The following is a 16,179-nucleotide window of genomic DNA, read 5'->3' on the forward strand; positions in this document are numbered from 1 at the left end:
TTACCTCAAGTCGCTTTATGGGGTAAGGGGATTTTGTGTCTGCGACATTTCTGTTATGCAAGAAATATGTACAATAAAATGAATTTTGTCAATTTGCAAGCAAAATCCCACTAAACCCTATAGGTTGCGGATTTGAGGATCACGAAATAAGGAAGGAATTGCAATATGATGAAGGGAGTTACAAATTTTACTGCACAACAACTGTGTTACGCTCGCACAACACGTGTTGTGCAAGCGCATAACAGCTGATATGCAAGCGCACAACAGCTGTTGTGCGACTGACGGAGGTGACTTTCCCGGCAACATATACTTACTGTTCCAACAACTTATCCTACTTCTTCCGACAACTTATAAAGGCTTCTTACGATGCTTATTCCTATTGATAAGCAGTTCTAACCCACATAAATAACACCGCTCATTCGTATCAATCAAACCGCTCATCCATATTAGTGCCATTTTTATTTGGTAGTTTAAGAATAAAAGATTACCTTTGTATCGCTAAACAGAAAGAAGAATACGATGGCTATTAAATATGAAATCCATTATCTTCCCAATGCAGGAGGAAATGAAGAAACTCGCCGATTCGCCCATATCTTTGAGCAAACAGCTATGACTGACAAGGAGATGATCAGCCGAATCGCCAGACATAGCTGTCTGGGAGAAGGAGAAGTTTCGTCCGTACTCATGAAACTGCGTGATATCATAGAAGAAGACCTGCAGGATGGAAGACGTGTCAACATTCCGGAAATAGGTTATCTCTCGCTCTCGGTAGATCTGGATATGGATGACCTGAAACCCGACAATAAAGTGAGAGCTGAATATGTAAGCGTAAGAGGCATCAAGTTTCGCCCCAATGCAGACCTGCTAAAACAGGTGAAATATAATACCCATTTCGAGAAATCACAATATACTTCCCGCTCCTACCCTTTCTCTGAAGATGCATTGAAGGAGAAAATAAGAGAGTATCTGAAGCATAACCGTTCCATTAACAGAAAAGTACTGGAAGCGGAATTTCATATCCGTAAACAGACAGCACTCAACTGGCTGAAGAAACTGGAAAAATCCGGTTTCCTGATTAAAGAAGGTTCACGCAATGCTCCGGTTTATTTCCTGGCAGAAGAATAGGAGCCCATCGGATGATAGGTCTCATCATGATAGAACTCTCTAGATGACTGCAAGCCATAGCCTCCGCGACCATCCAGGCTTCATTACATTAAATCTACACCCTAAAGATAAAGTAATATGCCAAATAAAGAAGAAAAGAGAATAACAGAGCAGAGCTCGCTCTACGAACATCTGGAAAAGATGAGCGTGGATGAACTCACCGCTCATATCAATGCAGAAAACAAGAAGGTGGCTGTGGCAATAGAACAAGCATTGCCTGCCATTAACCAACTGATTTCCGCCATCGAAGGGCAGCTGAAGAAGGGCGGAAGGCTCTTCTATGCCGGTTGCGGAACGGGCGGAAGACTGGCTACGCTCGATACCATCGAAGTACAGAACACCTATGGTATTGACGGTTCACAGATACAAGCCATCTTCCCGGGAGGCATCGGCTGCCTTACACAAACCAGGGAATCCAGAGAAGACGACCTGGAGAATGGTTGGCATCAGCTCTGCGACAAGCATATCTCAAAGCAGGATTTCGTACTCGGTTTTTCTGCCAGCGGAACAACCCCCTTCGTGCTTTCCATCTTGCAGCATTGCAAGGAGGCAGGTATTCCTACGGGTTGCATCGTCAACAATCCTCATGCTCCCATCGCCCAAGCAGCCGATTATCCCGTAGAAGTAATCACGGGACCGGAATTTGTAACGGGAAGTACCCGCATGAAAGCCGGCTCATCGCAAAAGATGATTCTGGACATGATCAGCACTTCCCTTCAGATAAGACAAGGACGGGTGGAAGGCAACAAGATGGTGAACGCCAAGCTTATCAATCATAAACTCATCGACCGCGCCTGCCGCATCTTCATGGAACGCAATCCGCAATATACGGACTACGAAGAAGTGAAACAGCTGATTCTGGAATCAGGAAGCGTGAAAAAGGCGGAAGACTTGCTGAAGAGTAAAAGCGATTTAGATATTTAGATAAATTTAGACAAAACTTCACCTTATATAAATAGAACTATCAAGATTTCACCTTATATAATAGGACTATATGGCAAAGAAAGCAATTGTAATGGGTGCCACATCGGGCATCGGAATGGAAGTGGCAAAACTGCTTGCTGCAAAAGGATGGCAGGTAGGAATTGCCGGAAGAAGAATTGAAAGATTGCAGGCTCTGATTGCTGAGGGTAAGACAACTTTACAGGGCAAGACAACCCTGCAAAAGGGTATTTCATCTGATGGCGAGGTGACTTCACAGGGCGGCATTACCTGCTACCAGCAAATCGACGTGACTTCTCCCAATGCTCCTGCCCAGTTTCTCGAACTCATCGAAAAATTGGGAGGCTTGGACTTGTATTTCCATAGTTCCGGCATTGGCTGGCAGAATAATACACTGGATATAGAAAAGGAGTTGAAGACTGTGGAAACCAACGGCTTGGGATTCACGAGAATGGTAGATACGGCATTCAACTGGTTTGCTACTCATCATCAGAACAATTCAAAAGCCCGCATTGCCTGCATCACTTCCATCGCCGGAACCAAAGGTCTCGGTGCTGCACCTGCCTACTCTGCCACCAAGCGATTCCAGAACCATTATCTGGAATGCCTGTCGCAGCAGGCACGGATGCGTCATCTCCCCATCGCCATTACAGATATCCGACCAGGTTTCGTAAAGACCGACCTTATCGCAGGCAGCAGCTATCCGCTGCAGCTCAAATCGGAAGACGTGGCGAAACATATCGTGAATGCTATCGAAAACGGAGAGGAAGTTAAGGTGATAGACTGGAGATATGATATCCTCGTCTTCCTCTGGCGACTCATTCCTAGATGGTTATGGACGAGATTGAGAATTACGTCATAACAACTTTATTCCTTTCTGATGACAATCGTCTTGAACCAGTCTTTCAATACTCCAGCATATTGATCCTGCGAATCAGACAGCAGGATGACAACCTGGGAACCATCTTCCAGCTTGGGACCAAGACACAAACCTTCGTAATTGGCAAAGGAACGCTTGGAAAGTGACAAGCCGGTTTTCCATTCCGCGAGCAATCTCTTCTTCAAGAAAGGAGTATCTGATGAAAAATTCTCTTTCATAGAAAACTCCTCAGAATTCAAAGGATTGATCAGATAGAGCTTGCACTTGCAGAAAGCACCAATCTTGATCTTCGGGATAAATGCCTCACGCTCCAAAACCAGAAGCTGTCCATCGGGCAAGGCACAAAGCTCACTCACACCCATCACATAGATATCTGCTTTCTTATGGGTAGAAGGTTGATCCATCTGATAGGCATAGGGCGTCATATAACAAGAGTCTTTCTTGCTGCTCACTTGCTCGCTATACTCTTCCTTGTTACGATTTTCCTTTATCTTTCCCCAATCAAGCCTCATCAAACGAAGCCGATTGGCCAATCCGTTTTGAGGAGTAGCAGGCTGTCCGTCCTTGCGAAGCGTGCTCTCAGGAATCGTCCAGAGATACTGACGGACGAAATCAAAAGCCAGAGACTCAAAATTATAATTAGGATAAAATTCAGAAGAAGGCCATCTGCTTTCCCAAAGATTCTGCGAAGAGCCAACCTTGGCAGCATCTGCCGAAGTAGGCAGAATAGGATACTCCTTTAAACGGCAATATCCTTCGCTTGCTATCACCAAGGTAGAATCAGAAACCTTCACGATGGCTTCGTGGTCAAAGCCTTTCTCCTGCCCCTGCCAAGACTTTCCGTCGTTCAGAGTTCCATCTGTTCTCTCGGTAAACCCAAGGTTCTCTACCTGTTCCAGTTCGCCGGTCTTGGGATTCACCAGAATTCGGAAGTTGAAGTATAGGGCACTATCCGACTTGTCGCTTACCACCGCATAGATATCATCATGCAGATGAGCAATACCACTGTAGTTGCCCGCAGCCACGGTTTTCGGAAAAGCCTTCTGGGGATTCTCTCTCACTACTTTCCAATCCTGTGCTCCAGCCAGCAAGCTGAATGCCAGGAAGATGGACAGAATATTACAACGCAGCATAAGTAAGAACAAACTCCATGGTTAATTCGAAATCCACATGCGCCGTCTTTCTGCTCTTGAGATTCTCCACATCACACGACCAGTCTGCCATCGTATCAAATGGCTTTACCCGCATATCCTCAAACATCAGTTTTTCTTCAGAGAATAACTTGAAGACCGTTTCCTTGGCACACCAATGCACTAGTTTGGCATCCAGATCTTCCGCCTTCTCATCCTTTCGCAGGAATTTAGAAGCGATGCGCTCTACCCTATCGCTGAAGTATTCGATATCTACCGCCACTTCCTGATTTTTGGAAAGGATAAGCGCAGCATAACCCTTGGTATGCGAAACGCTGATATGATAACCACGGAACAATGGCTTTCCAGCCTCGTTGTGGGTAATGTCACCCGCATGAGAAAGCAAGCCCTTGGAAGCTCCGTTCGTCTTGAGCATCTCATACATTAATGCACGAATGGCAAGAAACTCCAGTTTCCTGCCATCATTCTTATATTTCTCTTCCATTTGGGAACGGTAAGCCTGCAGAAGAGGATATGCTTCAAACAACTGTTCTACAGTCTCATCCATCTGCCATAAGCCCAGACTCACTCCCGGATAAACTTCTCGTATATTGACAACTGCCATACTATATAATCAAAATATTACAAATATAAGGAGGAGAAACTATTTGGAAGAATTCTCCTCTTCGCTTCTTACAGGATGTACCGTCACCTTAATCTTGCTGATGCGGCGCTCCTCGATATTCATCACCTCAAAAGTATAGTTCTTATAATCTATCTTCTCGTGCATACTTGGGAAATCGCCCTTGATTTCCAAGAGCAGACCAGCCAGAGAATCAGCATCGCCCTCAACCTCCTCGAACTCTTCGTCATCTACATTCAGGATTTTGCAGAAATCAGAAAGAAGCGTTTTACCTTCAAAGATAAAGGTGTTGTAATTTAATTTCGAGTAGAACTTCTCCTCCTCATCGTATTCATCGTTGATTTCTCCTACAATTTCCTCCAGAATATCCTCGAGAGTAACAATACCAGATGTTCCTCCAAACTCATCTACCACAATGGCAATATGAACCTTGTTGTCCTGGAATTCGCGAAGCAGATCATCTATCTTCTTGGTTTCCGGTACAAAATAAGGAGGACGGATCAGACTCTGCCAACGGAAGTTGGAAGCCTTCGTCAGATGAGGCAATAAGTCCTTGATATACAGCACGCCACGAATATTATCCGTATTATCTTGATAAACAGGAATACGACTGTAGTTATTTTCCTCAATGCATTTCAACACTTCTGGATAGGTGCTGCGGATATCCAGGTCAACAATATTCTGTCGGCTGGTCATCACCTCTTTGGCTGTTTCATCGCCAAAGCGGATGATACCCTTCAGCATGCTCTGCTCGTCCTTGATATCATTCTTATCAGTCAGTTCCAAAGCTTGTTCCAAGTCATCAACACTCAACACATGATTTTCCTTCTGTATAATCTTTTCTGCAAGAATTCCGCTTTTCAGCAAGATAGTTTCTAAAGGCCAAAACAACTTTCTGGCAAATAGAATACCCCCTACGCACCGGCGACAGAACTTCAGAGAATCCTGGCGGGCATACACTTTCGGCATAATCTCACCAAAAAGCAAAAGCAAGAAAGTAAGAATAACCGTAATAATCAGGAACTGAAGCCAATAAGCTTTAGGACCAAACTCTACGATTCCTGCGAATACATAATTAAGGAGCATGATGATTGTGACATTCACAAAATTATTGGTTATCAAAATGGTAGCCAACGTACGTTCTGAATCATCACGCAACATCTGTATTTTCTTATCGGCATCAGTCTTTTCATCTTCAAGTTCCGCAACATCAGTTGGTGATAAACTGAAAAAAGCAATTTCGGAACCACTGGCAAAAGCAGACATGCCTAACAATATAGCTGCAAGTACAGCAGCTACAAAAACCCCGGCGGAAGGCTGCATCAGCATCACATCACCGAAGGCATCAGTTATGGTGGATATATCCAATTTCTGAGCTAAAAATTAATAATTATTGTTCTCTAGTAGCTGGGCGAGTACTCAACATCTCCATATTATCTACATAGATTTCTGTAATATATTGTCTTCTACCCTGCTTGTCATCATAGGAGCGGTAGCGAATTCTTCCTTCCACATAAAGGCGGTCACCCTTATGCACATACTTCTCTACTACTTTTGCAAGCCCACGATAAAAAACAAGATTGTGCCAATCTGTATGGTCTGGCACTTGGGTACCATTAGGCAAAGTATATCCTTTCTCAGTTGTTGCGAGAGAAACCTGAGCTACAGCCTGATCTGCTTCGAAATAATGAATGTCAGGATCTTTTCCTACATTACCAATTAGCATAACCTTGTTCATGACACGAATCTTTTAAATTTCTGAATATTTATTTCCACATTCCCAGATAACGGAAATGGAAATTCTTACCTTTTGCAGATGGGAACTGGCTGCGTGAATCTACACAATCGCGCAGATAATCAACAATACGATTGTAACAATCCAAACCCGATTCAGCTTTTACATTCGCAACGAAATGAGTATCACGGTACTCAAACTTTCCTGTAGCAGGTACCATTACCACACGTTTGAAATCAAGTGTTCCTTCATACCAGCCCGGAGCCTCTTGAGCCAAACTGGCAACAACAGGATTCTCCATTCTCTCTGCCGGAGTCGGAGTACGCAATGCTTTCTTATCTTTAAAATCCTGCATTGTTTGCGCCGTAGTCTTTATCACAATAAAATAAATACGTGGGCGAACCTTATATCTTTTTGGATACGTCAAATCACTAGCGGCATATTCACGAACATCTGCCTCTAGTTCCGCATCCATCTCAATCTCAGGAATACTCTTTAAAAAACCAATAGCATCATCAACATTAGTAACCAATGTCTCCTGATCAAAATATCTTAAATATAAATTCATAAATGGGTATGTTTCTCGAGTTCAAAAAAAGAGCGGAAAACGGGACTCGGACCCGCGACCCCAACCTTGGCAAGGTTGTGCTCTACCAACTGAGCTATTTCCGCTTATAAAACAACAATAAAAGTGAAGAGGAGGAGACTCGAACTCCCACGACACAATTGTCACTACCCCCTCAAAGTAGCGCGTCTACCAATTCCGCCACCTCTCCAACACTAAGCTAATTTAAACATATGTGCCCAAGACAGGACTCGAACCTGCACGTTGTGAAACACACGCACCTGAAACGTGCGCGTCTACCAATTCCGCCACTTGGGCCCTAAACTTAAATCTATCTTGATTTAATACAAAAATGATCGAGCGGAAAACGGGACTCGGACCCGCGACCCCAACCTTGGCAAGGTTGTGCTCTACCAACTGAGCTATTTCCGCTTGTAAGATAACAATACCAGTGAAGAGGAGGAGACTCGAACTCCCACGACACAATTGTCACTACCCCCTCAAAGTAGCGCGTCTACCAATTCCGCCACCTCTCCAAGCATATTATCATCAATTATCTAACAAGATAAAGCTTGATGTTGTTTTCAATAAAAATGAGCGGAAAACGGGACTCGGACCCGCGACCCCAACCTTGGCAAGGTTGTGCTCTACCAACTGAGCTATTTCCGCAGTTTTTCCTATTACTTAGGAGCGTTCCTCTGAATGCGAGTGCAAAGGTACTACTTTTTTCTGAATTACCAAACTTTTCTTCGTTTTTTTTTGAAAAAAATGTGCATTTTGCCCATTTTGGGGGGTAAAACACACATTTTAAGCCTTATTTGACCACATTTTAAACTTATCCGACACCAAAAACGGGAATAAAGGAAATTATATTAATCCATCCGACTGCGATAATCTTCGTAGCTGAAATCTCTTAAAATTTCCAATTTTCCATCTAAATGTACAATTCCTATTGATGGATGGGTGATTCCATTGAAGGTATTTGTCTTGACTGTGGTATAATGCAGCATATCTTCGAAGATGACATTCTCGCCTACTTCCAGTTCATGATCAAATTTCCAGAATCCCATAAAATCTCCACTCAGGCAACTGTTGCCACCTATTCTATATATATGTGCGCCCTCAGGAGCCTTCATCGGATCATCAACCTCCAAGGTTTCTGCATTTCTGACAGCTGGCATATACGGCATTTCCAGACAATCGGGCATATGACAGGTAAAACTGGCATTTATGATAGCAGTTCTGATACCTTTGTCTTCAACCACATCCACCACTTGAGTTACAAGCGGTCCTGTCTGCCACCCAAAGGCACTACCAGGTTCCATGATAATTTTAAGATGAGGATAACGCTGGTGAAATCCCTTTATTATATTAATAAGGTGTACCACATCATAATCCTTCCTGGTCATCAGATGACCGCCACCGAAATTAATCCATTTCAACTGCGGGAACCAAGGAGAGAATTTCTCTTCGATATGAGCCAATGTACGTTCAAAGACATCCGCCCCACTCTCGCAGTGACAATGACAATGGAATCCTTCTATATCTGAAGGCAAAGTTTGAGGTAATTTATCTGCCGATACTCCGAATCGGGTTCCAGGTGCACACGGATTATACAGCAATGTTCCGACTTCTGAATATTCCGGATTCACTCTCAATCCCAGTCTAATGTCAGAATTTGCCCGACGAGCCCGCTCATGATAACGCTCATATTGCGTAAGCGAGTTGAAAGTAAGATGACTTGAGCACTGAGCTATCTCATCAATCTCATAATCGGTATAAGCCGGCGAAAAAGTATGCGCCTTACTGCCGAATTCATGATACGCCAGTTTTGCCTCGCTAAGAGAGCTGGCCGTGGTCGAAGAAATATACTCTCTGAAAATCGGAAATGTCTTCCAAAGAGCATAAGCCTTAAAAGCTAGAATAATTTCCATATCGGCACGCTCAGCCACACTCTTGATGAGCGACAGATTCTGTCGCAAACGTTCTTCCTCTAAAACGTAAATTGGTCGATGAATCTCATTAAAATTTGCTAAATTTACTTGCATAACTTGATAAATATTAATTTTATGGTGCAAAGATAACTTTTTATCCCGAATATAATTGCTAGTTTGCGTTTTTTTTAATACTTTTGCATCATAAAAATCATTTTGACGATGAAATTAGCAATAATGACCAAGTCCACATTCTTTGTGGAAGAAGATAAAATACTATCCTCGCTGTTCGACGAGGGCATGGACAACCTGCATCTTTTCAAGCCAGGTTCGTCACCCATGTATGCAGAGCGACTGCTTACTTTACTGCCTGAAGACTATCTTCGCAAGATTACTGTTCATGATCATTATTACCTCAAACAGGAGTATGATTTAGCAGGAATCCATATAGACGATCCGCTAGCACCGATACCGGATGGATACAAAGGCAAGTTCAGTCGCACCTGCACAGATTTGTCGATGCTGAAAGAGATGAAAAAGAAATCAAACTATGTATTTCTGAAAAACATCTTCGATTGCATTGAGTTTAAAGACGAAAAGTCATCTTTCAATCTGCAGCAGCTTGAGAATGCAGCCAAGGCAGGACTCATAGACAAGAAGGTATACGCCTTGGGAGGCATGAGTCTGGAAAATCTCAAGATTGCCAAGGAACTCGGATTTGGAGGAGTAGTAATCTGTGGAGATCTCTGGAACCGTTTCGACATTCACAACGAGCGCGACTTCAAGGAGCTGATTCTTCACTTCGAGAAATTGAGAAAGGCTATCAGCTAACCCGGAGTTTCCCGAAAAAAGATTCATCCCCCTACATGAAAATAGATAAAAATAACTATTAATACACATAAACACTAATAGAAATGAGTGACAAGAACTCTTTTTTGGTATTCTCTGGTACTAACTCGAGATACCTTGCAGAAAAAATCTGCGCTAGTTTAGGTTGCCCACTGGGTAATTTGGTTGTAACCAAGTTCTCTGATGGTGAATTTGGCGTATCTTTCGAGGAGTCTATCCGCGGACGCGATGTATTCCTCGTACAGAGCACATTCCCTAATTCAGACAACTTGATGGAGTTGCTCCTGATGATTGATGCAGCAAAGCGTGCTTCTGCCCGCAATATTATTGCTGTTGTTCCTTACTTCGGATGGGCCCGTCAGGATCGTAAGGACAAGCCACGTGTCAGCATCGGCGCTAAGTTGGTAGCCGACTTGCTCAGCGTTGCCGGTATCGACCGTCTCATCACCATGGACCTCCATGCTGACCAGATTCAGGGTTTCTTTGATGTTCCTGTAGATCACCTCTATGCATCTGGCGTTATTTTGCCATACCTGCAGAGCTTGCGCCTCAAGGATATGGTCATTGCTTCTCCAGACGTTGGTGGTTCTAAGCGTGCCAACACTTATGCCAAGTACTTCGGCTGCCCTCTCGTGCTCTGCAACAAGACCCGTGCTCGCGCCAATGTAGTAGCAAGCATGCAGATTATCGGTGATGTAAAAGACAAGAATGTTGTCATCATTGATGATATGGTTGATACAGCCGGCACTATCACGAAGGCTGCCGATATCATGAAGCAGGCTGGTGCAAAGACTGTCCGCGCATGTGCATCTCACTGCGTGATGAGTGGTCCTGCATCTGAACGTGTTCAGGATTCAGCTCTTGAGGAGATTGTGTTCACTGATTCCATCCCTTACACCAAGCGTTGCGCAAAGGTTAAGCAGATTTCTATTGCAGATATGTTTGCTGAAACTATTCGCCGTGTAGAGGATAACGAGAGTATCTCTTCTCAGTATTTGGTATAAGAAAATATCATAATACAAGTTTATAAGGAGTCTTTCTTACGCAAAAGGAAGACTCCTTTTCTGTTTTCCAAATCTTCCCCTGTTTCTTATCTGCATTCACTTTTCACATTTCACATCCACAACAATACTATTCGCAGTTCGATTTCAAACAAAAAATCCTGTATCCCCCAAAAAGAGATACAGGATTCATATATTTATAATGTGACAATGCCACTATTATATTAGTTCAACCACTTAACGTAGCAGAAGTCCTGACGGTGTGGCAACTTATCATTCTTAGGATACATACGTACGCCTGTCTTGAATGAACCAGCATTGATTGGCTCAATCTCAGCCTCGAATGTAAAGTTGTTACCCTCGTGACCAACCATCTTGAATGGATAAACAGCATAAATCTGCTTGCCATCCTCTGGCTGATCCTTCAATACAACAAGCTCCAAGCCTACTGCATCGTTCAAGCCCTGCTCATCGATAACATACTGAACCTTGATCTTCTGACCAGTTTCGGCAGCCATCAGCATGCAGTCGTCCTTAGATACAACATGGATACCATCCCAACGCTCAGCAACGCTCTCCTTCCAGAGTGCAATCTCCTTAGCCAGGGCATTGTCGTTAGCGCTCAACTTCTTGAAGCGGGCAGCCTCCTTGTTGTAGAACTTATCATAGTAGTCATCCAACTGGCGCTTCATTGTATAGTGAGGAGCGATAGTAGCAATAGAGTTCTTTACTACTTGGATCCACTCCTTGCTGAAGCCTTCCTTATTCTTGTTGTAATACATAGGGATGATGTCGTTCTCCAAGAGGTTGTAGATAGTAGCAGCATCAAGCTGATCCTGGTAACCCTGGTTCTGGTATGTACGCTTCTCAGGAAGAGCCCAACCAGCACCCTCGCGGTAACCTTCTACCCACCAACCATCAAGTACAGAGAGGTTGACAACACCATTCATCTCAGCCTTCTCGCCAGATGTACCAGAAGCCTCCAATGGACGTGTAGGAGTATTCATCCAGATATCAACACCTGAAACCAGACGGCGAGCCAAAGTCATATCGTAGTCCTCGAGGAAGATAATCTTGCCGAGGAACTCAGGACGCTGACTGATCTCGAAAATCTTCTTGATCAAGCCCTGACCTGCACCATCAGCTGGGTGAGCCTTACCTGAGAAGAAGAACAATACTGGGTGCTCAGGATCGTTAACGATCTTAGACAAGCGCTCCAAGTCGGTGAAGAGCAGGTGAGCACGCTTGTATGTAGCGAAACGACGGCAGAAACCAATCATCAAAGCGTTAGGGTTGATACGCTCGAGCAAAGATACTACACGAGCAGGATCACCCTGGTTCTTCAACCATGTCTGGGTAAACTTCTCACGGATATAAGCTACGAGCTTCTTCTTCAATGTCATACGGGTATTCCAGATTTCAGCATCTGAAACATTGTAGATGGCATGCCAGATTTCCTCGTTGCTCTGGTCGTTCATGAAGTTCTTGTCGAAATATTTATCATAAAGCTTACGCCACTCTGTTGCAGTCCAAGTTGGGAAGTGAACACCATTGGTTACATAACCTACGTGGTTTTCCTCTGGGAAGTAGCCCTTCCAGATGTTAGAGAACATTTGCTGGCTTACCCAACCGTGAAGTTTACTTACACCGTTAACCTCCTGGCAAGTGTTGCATGCGAATGTAGAGAGACAGAAACGCTCGTTGTGATCGTCTGGATTTTCACGACCCATACCGATGAACTCATCCCAAGAGATGCCAAGGCGCTGTGGATAGCCACCCATGTACTTGCCGAAGAGAGCCTCGTCGAAATAGTCATGACCAGCTGGCACAGGAGTGTGAACAGTATAGAGAGAAGAAGCGCGAACCAACTCGAGAGCCTGGTTGAAGTTCAAGCCATCCTCCTCGATATAGTCGCAGAGACGCTGCAAGTTGCAAAGAGCTGCATGACCTTCATTGCAGTGATAGATATTCTTCTTGATACCCATCTTCTTCAATGCGAGCATACCACCGATACCGAGCAGAATCTCCTGCTTCAAACGGTTCTCCCAGTCACCACCGTAGAGAGAGTGAGTGATAGGACGGTCGAACTCTGAGTTCATATCATTATCTGTATCCAGGAGATACAACTTGATACGACCTACATTCATCTGCCATACGTATGCATGTACCTGATAGTTTGTGTAAGGCACATCAACTACCAATGGGTTACCATTCTCATCATATACTCGCTCGATAGGGAGAGAGTTGAAGTTCTGAGCATCATAGTTAGCAATCTGCTGACCATCCATACTCAAAGACTGCTTGAAATAACCATATCTGTAGAGGAAACCAACAGCACACATATCCACGTTGCTGTCAGAAGCCTCCTTCAAGTAGTCACCAGCAAGCATACCAAGACCACCAGAGTAAATCTTAACCACCTGGTTAATACCATACTCCATGCAGAAGTAAGCAACTGAAGGGCGCTTAGCATTAGGCTTCACATCCATGTACTCGCGGAACATCTTATAGACGTTCTTAACCTTAGCCATTGTCTCCTTGTCCTTAACAATAGCCTCCTTGCGGTCGTAGCTCAAACGCTCCAAGAGCAATACAGGGTTAGCATTGCACTTCTCGTACAAATCAGCATCGAGGCTCTTGAACAAGTCACGACCTTCATAATTCCATGCCCACCACATATTGTGAGCGATCTCATCCAAGCACTTCAACTCCTTAGGAAGGCTTGATTTAATGGTTGTCTCCTTCCATTGAGGAGCATTAGCATAGTCTGCCTTAATTTTCATTGTGTTTTATTTTTAAGATGTATATTTTCTATCTTGCAAACATAGCGATTCTTGCAGAATCCAAATATTTGTTTTATGGCTTACGCCATCAAGAAAGAGAGATTATTATTTCTTCATACGAACTTCAGCCTTGCGCAGGGCAAAGTCATAAGCATCATAGTAATACTCGATAAAGTGTTTCCACAATGCTTTTTCTGAAAGAATCTCAGCATTTTTACGACACTTGTTCACCTGTGTCTTGGTGAATCCCGAGTACTTAGCTACGGTATCCTTGATAGCATCAGCTACCTCAGAATAATTATAGTCGGTACGCTTGATAACCTTCACACCATCCTCTATCTCACTGTAACTTCCCTTCTCTGAGTTAGCCCAAAGACCGAAACCAGCCAAATCGGTGGTGATACAAGGCACCTTGAACGCAACAGCCTCCAATGGAGTATATCCCCATGGCTCATAATAAGAAGGATAGATACAGAGGTCATTACCCAACACTACATCATAGTAGCTCTTGTTGATAATGCCATCATCGCCTGTCAAGTAGCAAGGTAAGAATATCAGTTTCACCTTGTCTTCCTTATTATTATGCATATTGAAGTACTTCAGCATACCCAATACATTATCATGACTCATATTATGCAACCAATGGGTAATCTCCGGAACCTCCAATGGCGTGTCAAACTTCTTACCGCTATTCAGACGATCCAACAGATCCTGACGTGGATCTCCTACCCAACCAGGTACGTCAATGAATGCCAATACATTCTTCTTCAAATTGTTGTCACGAAGCAAGCGGTTCATTGCCTCAATATAGACATCGATACCCTTGTTGCGGAACTCGTAGCGTCCGCTGGTAGAAACGATGAGCGTATCATCATCCAAATCTGTACCCATCAAAGCATTGGCTACATCGAGCAAACGCTTTCTTGCCTCCTTACGTTTCTTTGTAAAGGTACTTGCTTTAGGTACAAAACTATTGTCAAATCCGTTAGGCAAAACGAAATCTACCGGTTTATCGAGCAATTCCTTGCACTCGTTGGCAGTAATATCACTCACTGTTGTGAAACAATCAACATACTTAGCAGTCTGCTTTTCTATAGAATGCTTGCTTTGCATATTGAGTTCCTGCGCCATCTGATCACCATTATAGGCAAAAAGATAATCGTAAAGAGGCTTATTATTACCGGCAATACTACGACCGATACTTGTAGCATGCGTGGTGAACACAGTAGCCACCTCAGGAAGATGCTTATTCACATAGAGCACACCAAGTCCTGTCATCCATTCATTTCCATGATAGATAACTTTCTTGCCTTTTCCAACAACATGTTTGTAGAAACTCTCTACTACCAGAGCGGCAGCATAAGAGAACATCGATGCTTCGTCATAGTCACCATAAGCATGAAGACTATCAACCTGATAGTCCTGCCATAGTTGTCCATAGATCTGGTCTTTAACAGCATAGTAAGGATTAAAATCTACCAAAACAGCTACTGGCTCTCCCGGTATATTCCATCTACCTACTTTAACCTTTAAGCCCTCTTTCAGAGCTTCTGCTTTCCACTCCGCATAAAGCGTATCATCTTGAGAGAAATAAGGATTCACCTTGTCTCCCCAGCAATCAGGACCAATGAAGATTAGCTGATCCTTTAACCTTTCCGTAAGAGTCTTAGCTCGAGTTGAAAGAACGGTGTAGATACCACCAACTTTATTACACACTTCCCAACTAGACTCGAATATGTAATCTGGAAATAATCTTTTCTTTTCCATATATAATTATCAATAAACACCGCAAAGATAAATAAATATTTGCAAAAAAACGAATTAATCTTATTAAAATCCTAAAAAAAATGCAGTTTTCTTGATTTAAATGAATAACTTTGTCGCAGTTAATTGAAAAAAGAGATGAAAAGAAAGATTTTAGCAACATTATTATGCCTAATTAGTATATCTAGTATGGCACAAACAGACAGCACCCTATTCAAGGGGAAGATTACAAACAAAGAGTATGATGTCTATATGAATATAGACTTCTACCATAAGAACCTCAAGGTTCCAGGACAGGAACTGTTCGGTGAAATGCCCGGATATTTCGGTGACAGACGTGATAGTCGCAAATGGCTGATTACAGATGCTGACATCGAGGGAAAGACTGCTCACCTATCCATTATCAATGATTACGGGAGCGAAGATCTTACTGCCGACCTCATAGCCTTGCCCGATGGTAGTTACGAGTTGCAGCAGAAAGAAGGAAGTAACCTGAAAATTGCCCGAAACCGGAAATGGGTGAAGATTCCTAAAAAACTGAAATTCACCAAGCAGTAGACAAAGCACTCAGAATATCGCAGAAATGCCCCTCGCTATTATGGTAAATAGCGAGGGGTTATTATATAATATAGCTAGGGTAATTATATTATATAGCAAGGGTAATTATACTAAATAGCCAGTGTTATTAAACAGAAAAGCCTCGACTACTTTCGTAATCGAGGCTTCTGAAATTGAAAGGAGGCGGCTACCTACTCTCCCGCATTGCATTGCAGTACCATCGGCGCAAGT

Annotated in this window: 14 protein-coding genes and 6 tRNA genes; 6 read left to right on the forward strand and 14 right to left on the reverse strand. The window is 43.4% G+C overall.

Going from position 1 to position 16,179, the window contains the following annotated elements:
- The first annotated feature begins 519 nt into the window (after positions 1–519).
- From KSW37_RS13315 to KSW37_RS13325, 3 genes are all read left to right on the forward strand, one after another.
- On the forward strand, positions 520–1,125 hold the full coding sequence (locus KSW37_RS13315) for an HU family DNA-binding protein (RefSeq protein WP_203054561.1): 606 nt from the start codon (positions 520–522) through the stop codon (positions 1,123–1,125).
- Positions 1,126–1,242: 117 nt separating this feature from the next.
- Positions 1,243–2,088 carry an N-acetylmuramic acid 6-phosphate etherase gene (locus tag KSW37_RS13320; protein WP_217314863.1) on the forward strand — a complete coding sequence of 282 codons (846 nt, stop codon included), beginning with the start codon at positions 1,243–1,245 and terminating at the stop codon, positions 2,086–2,088.
- Between the two features lie 70 nt (positions 2,089–2,158).
- Positions 2,159–2,968, forward strand: coding sequence for an SDR family NAD(P)-dependent oxidoreductase (locus KSW37_RS13325; protein WP_217314864.1), 810 nt, complete (start codon positions 2,159–2,161; stop codon positions 2,966–2,968).
- Positions 2,969–2,973: 5 nt separating this feature from the next.
- On the opposite strand, the gene KSW37_RS13330 is transcribed toward KSW37_RS13325, so the two are convergent.
- The 12 genes from KSW37_RS13330 to nspC form a co-directional block, all read right to left on the reverse strand.
- Entirely contained in the window at positions 2,974–4,119 is a 1,146-nt protein-coding gene (locus tag KSW37_RS13330; protein WP_217314865.1) for an esterase-like activity of phytase family protein, read from the reverse strand.
- Positions 4,106–4,741 (reverse strand): 4'-phosphopantetheinyl transferase family protein, encoded by a 636-nt coding sequence (locus tag KSW37_RS13335; protein ID WP_217314866.1) that lies wholly within the window; start codon positions 4,739–4,741, stop codon positions 4,106–4,108. The genes KSW37_RS13330 and KSW37_RS13335 overlap by 14 nt, the downstream gene beginning before the upstream one ends.
- Positions 4,742–4,780: 39 nt before the next feature.
- Complete coding sequence (gene gldE, locus KSW37_RS13340) at positions 4,781–6,088, reverse strand: gliding motility-associated protein GldE (protein ID WP_217314870.1); 1,308 nt, start codon at positions 6,086–6,088, stop codon at positions 4,781–4,783.
- Between the two features lie 61 nt (positions 6,089–6,149).
- On the reverse strand, positions 6,150–6,497 hold the full coding sequence (locus KSW37_RS13345; RefSeq protein WP_006849490.1) for a single-stranded DNA-binding protein: 348 nt from the start codon (positions 6,495–6,497) through the stop codon (positions 6,150–6,152).
- Positions 6,498–6,525: 28 nt separating this feature from the next.
- Positions 6,526–7,062 carry a hypothetical protein gene (locus KSW37_RS13350; RefSeq protein WP_217314867.1) on the reverse strand — a complete coding sequence of 179 codons (537 nt, stop codon included), beginning with the start codon at positions 7,060–7,062 and terminating at the stop codon, positions 6,526–6,528.
- Positions 7,063–7,093: 31 nt separating this feature from the next.
- Positions 7,094–7,166 (reverse strand) — tRNA-Gly (locus KSW37_RS13355).
- Between the two features lie 20 nt (positions 7,167–7,186).
- A tRNA-Leu gene (locus KSW37_RS13360) sits at positions 7,187–7,270 on the reverse strand.
- Between the two features lie 25 nt (positions 7,271–7,295).
- Positions 7,296–7,377, reverse strand: a tRNA-Leu gene (locus KSW37_RS13365).
- A 41-nt stretch (positions 7,378–7,418) separates the two neighbouring features.
- Positions 7,419–7,491 (reverse strand) — tRNA-Gly (locus KSW37_RS13370).
- 20 nt (positions 7,492–7,511) lie between these two features.
- Positions 7,512–7,595, reverse strand: a tRNA-Leu gene (locus tag KSW37_RS13375).
- Positions 7,596–7,655: 60 nt separating this feature from the next.
- A tRNA-Gly gene (locus tag KSW37_RS13380) sits at positions 7,656–7,728 on the reverse strand.
- Between the two features lie 203 nt (positions 7,729–7,931).
- The gene (nspC, locus tag KSW37_RS13385) at positions 7,932–9,107 is read right to left on the reverse strand and encodes a carboxynorspermidine decarboxylase (RefSeq protein ID WP_217314868.1); all 1,176 of its coding nucleotides are present in this window, start codon (positions 9,105–9,107) and stop codon (positions 7,932–7,934) included.
- Between the two features lie 108 nt (positions 9,108–9,215).
- Here nspC and KSW37_RS13390 point away from each other — a divergent pair, with 108 nt between their 5' ends.
- A complete protein-coding gene (locus KSW37_RS13390) occupies positions 9,216–9,824 on the forward strand; it encodes a thiamine phosphate synthase (protein WP_217314869.1) in 609 nt (202 codons plus the stop codon).
- A gap of 83 nt (positions 9,825–9,907) precedes the next feature.
- Entirely contained in the window at positions 9,908–10,846 is a 939-nt protein-coding gene (locus KSW37_RS13395) for a ribose-phosphate pyrophosphokinase (protein ID WP_006849494.1), read from the forward strand.
- 221 nt (positions 10,847–11,067) lie between these two features.
- On the opposite strand, the gene glgP is transcribed toward KSW37_RS13395, so the two are convergent.
- On the reverse strand, positions 11,068–13,626 hold the full coding sequence (gene glgP / locus KSW37_RS13400; RefSeq protein WP_153082405.1) for an alpha-glucan family phosphorylase: 2,559 nt from the start codon (positions 13,624–13,626) through the stop codon (positions 11,068–11,070).
- A gap of 105 nt (positions 13,627–13,731) precedes the next feature.
- Complete coding sequence (locus KSW37_RS13405) at positions 13,732–15,393, reverse strand: glycogen/starch synthase (RefSeq protein WP_118081753.1); 1,662 nt, start codon at positions 15,391–15,393, stop codon at positions 13,732–13,734.
- Positions 15,394–15,579: 186 nt separating this feature from the next.
- Here KSW37_RS13405 and KSW37_RS13410 point away from each other — a divergent pair, with 186 nt between their 5' ends.
- Positions 15,580–15,948 carry a hypothetical protein gene (locus KSW37_RS13410; protein ID WP_233400745.1) on the forward strand — a complete coding sequence of 123 codons (369 nt, stop codon included), beginning with the start codon at positions 15,580–15,582 and terminating at the stop codon, positions 15,946–15,948.
- Positions 15,949–16,179: the final 231 nt, after the last annotated feature.

The organism is Segatella copri (assembly GCF_019127135.1).
Lineage (GTDB): Bacteria > Bacteroidota > Bacteroidia > Bacteroidales > Bacteroidaceae > Prevotella.

Coding starts and splice junctions, on each gene's coding strand:
- KSW37_RS13325 (WP_217314864.1), top strand. CDS start 2,159: ATGGCAAAGAAAGCAATTGTAATGGGTGCCACATCGGGCATCGGAATG.
- glgP (WP_153082405.1), bottom strand. CDS start 13,626: ATGAAAATTAAGGCAGACTATGCTAATGCTCCTCAATGGAAGGAGACA.
- KSW37_RS13390 (WP_217314869.1), top strand. CDS start 9,216: ATGAAATTAGCAATAATGACCAAGTCCACATTCTTTGTGGAAGAAGAT.
- KSW37_RS13405 (WP_118081753.1), bottom strand. CDS start 15,393: ATGGAAAAGAAAAGATTATTTCCAGATTACATATTCGAGTCTAGTTGG.
- KSW37_RS13350 (WP_217314867.1), bottom strand. CDS start 7,062: ATGAATTTATATTTAAGATATTTTGATCAGGAGACATTGGTTACTAAT.
- nspC (WP_217314868.1), bottom strand. CDS start 9,107: ATGCAAGTAAATTTAGCAAATTTTAATGAGATTCATCGACCAATTTAC.
- KSW37_RS13315 (WP_203054561.1), top strand. CDS start 520: ATGGCTATTAAATATGAAATCCATTATCTTCCCAATGCAGGAGGAAAT.
- KSW37_RS13395 (WP_006849494.1), top strand. CDS start 9,908: ATGAGTGACAAGAACTCTTTTTTGGTATTCTCTGGTACTAACTCGAGA.
- KSW37_RS13345 (WP_006849490.1), bottom strand. CDS start 6,497: ATGAACAAGGTTATGCTAATTGGTAATGTAGGAAAAGATCCTGACATT.
- KSW37_RS13330 (WP_217314865.1), bottom strand. CDS start 4,119: ATGCTGCGTTGTAATATTCTGTCCATCTTCCTGGCATTCAGCTTGCTG.
- gldE (WP_217314870.1), bottom strand. CDS start 6,088: ATGCTGATGCAGCCTTCCGCCGGGGTTTTTGTAGCTGCTGTACTTGCA.
- KSW37_RS13335 (WP_217314866.1), bottom strand. CDS start 4,741: ATGGCAGTTGTCAATATACGAGAAGTTTATCCGGGAGTGAGTCTGGGC.
- KSW37_RS13410 (WP_233400745.1), top strand. CDS start 15,580: ATGGCACAAACAGACAGCACCCTATTCAAGGGGAAGATTACAAACAAA.
- KSW37_RS13320 (WP_217314863.1), top strand. CDS start 1,243: ATGCCAAATAAAGAAGAAAAGAGAATAACAGAGCAGAGCTCGCTCTAC.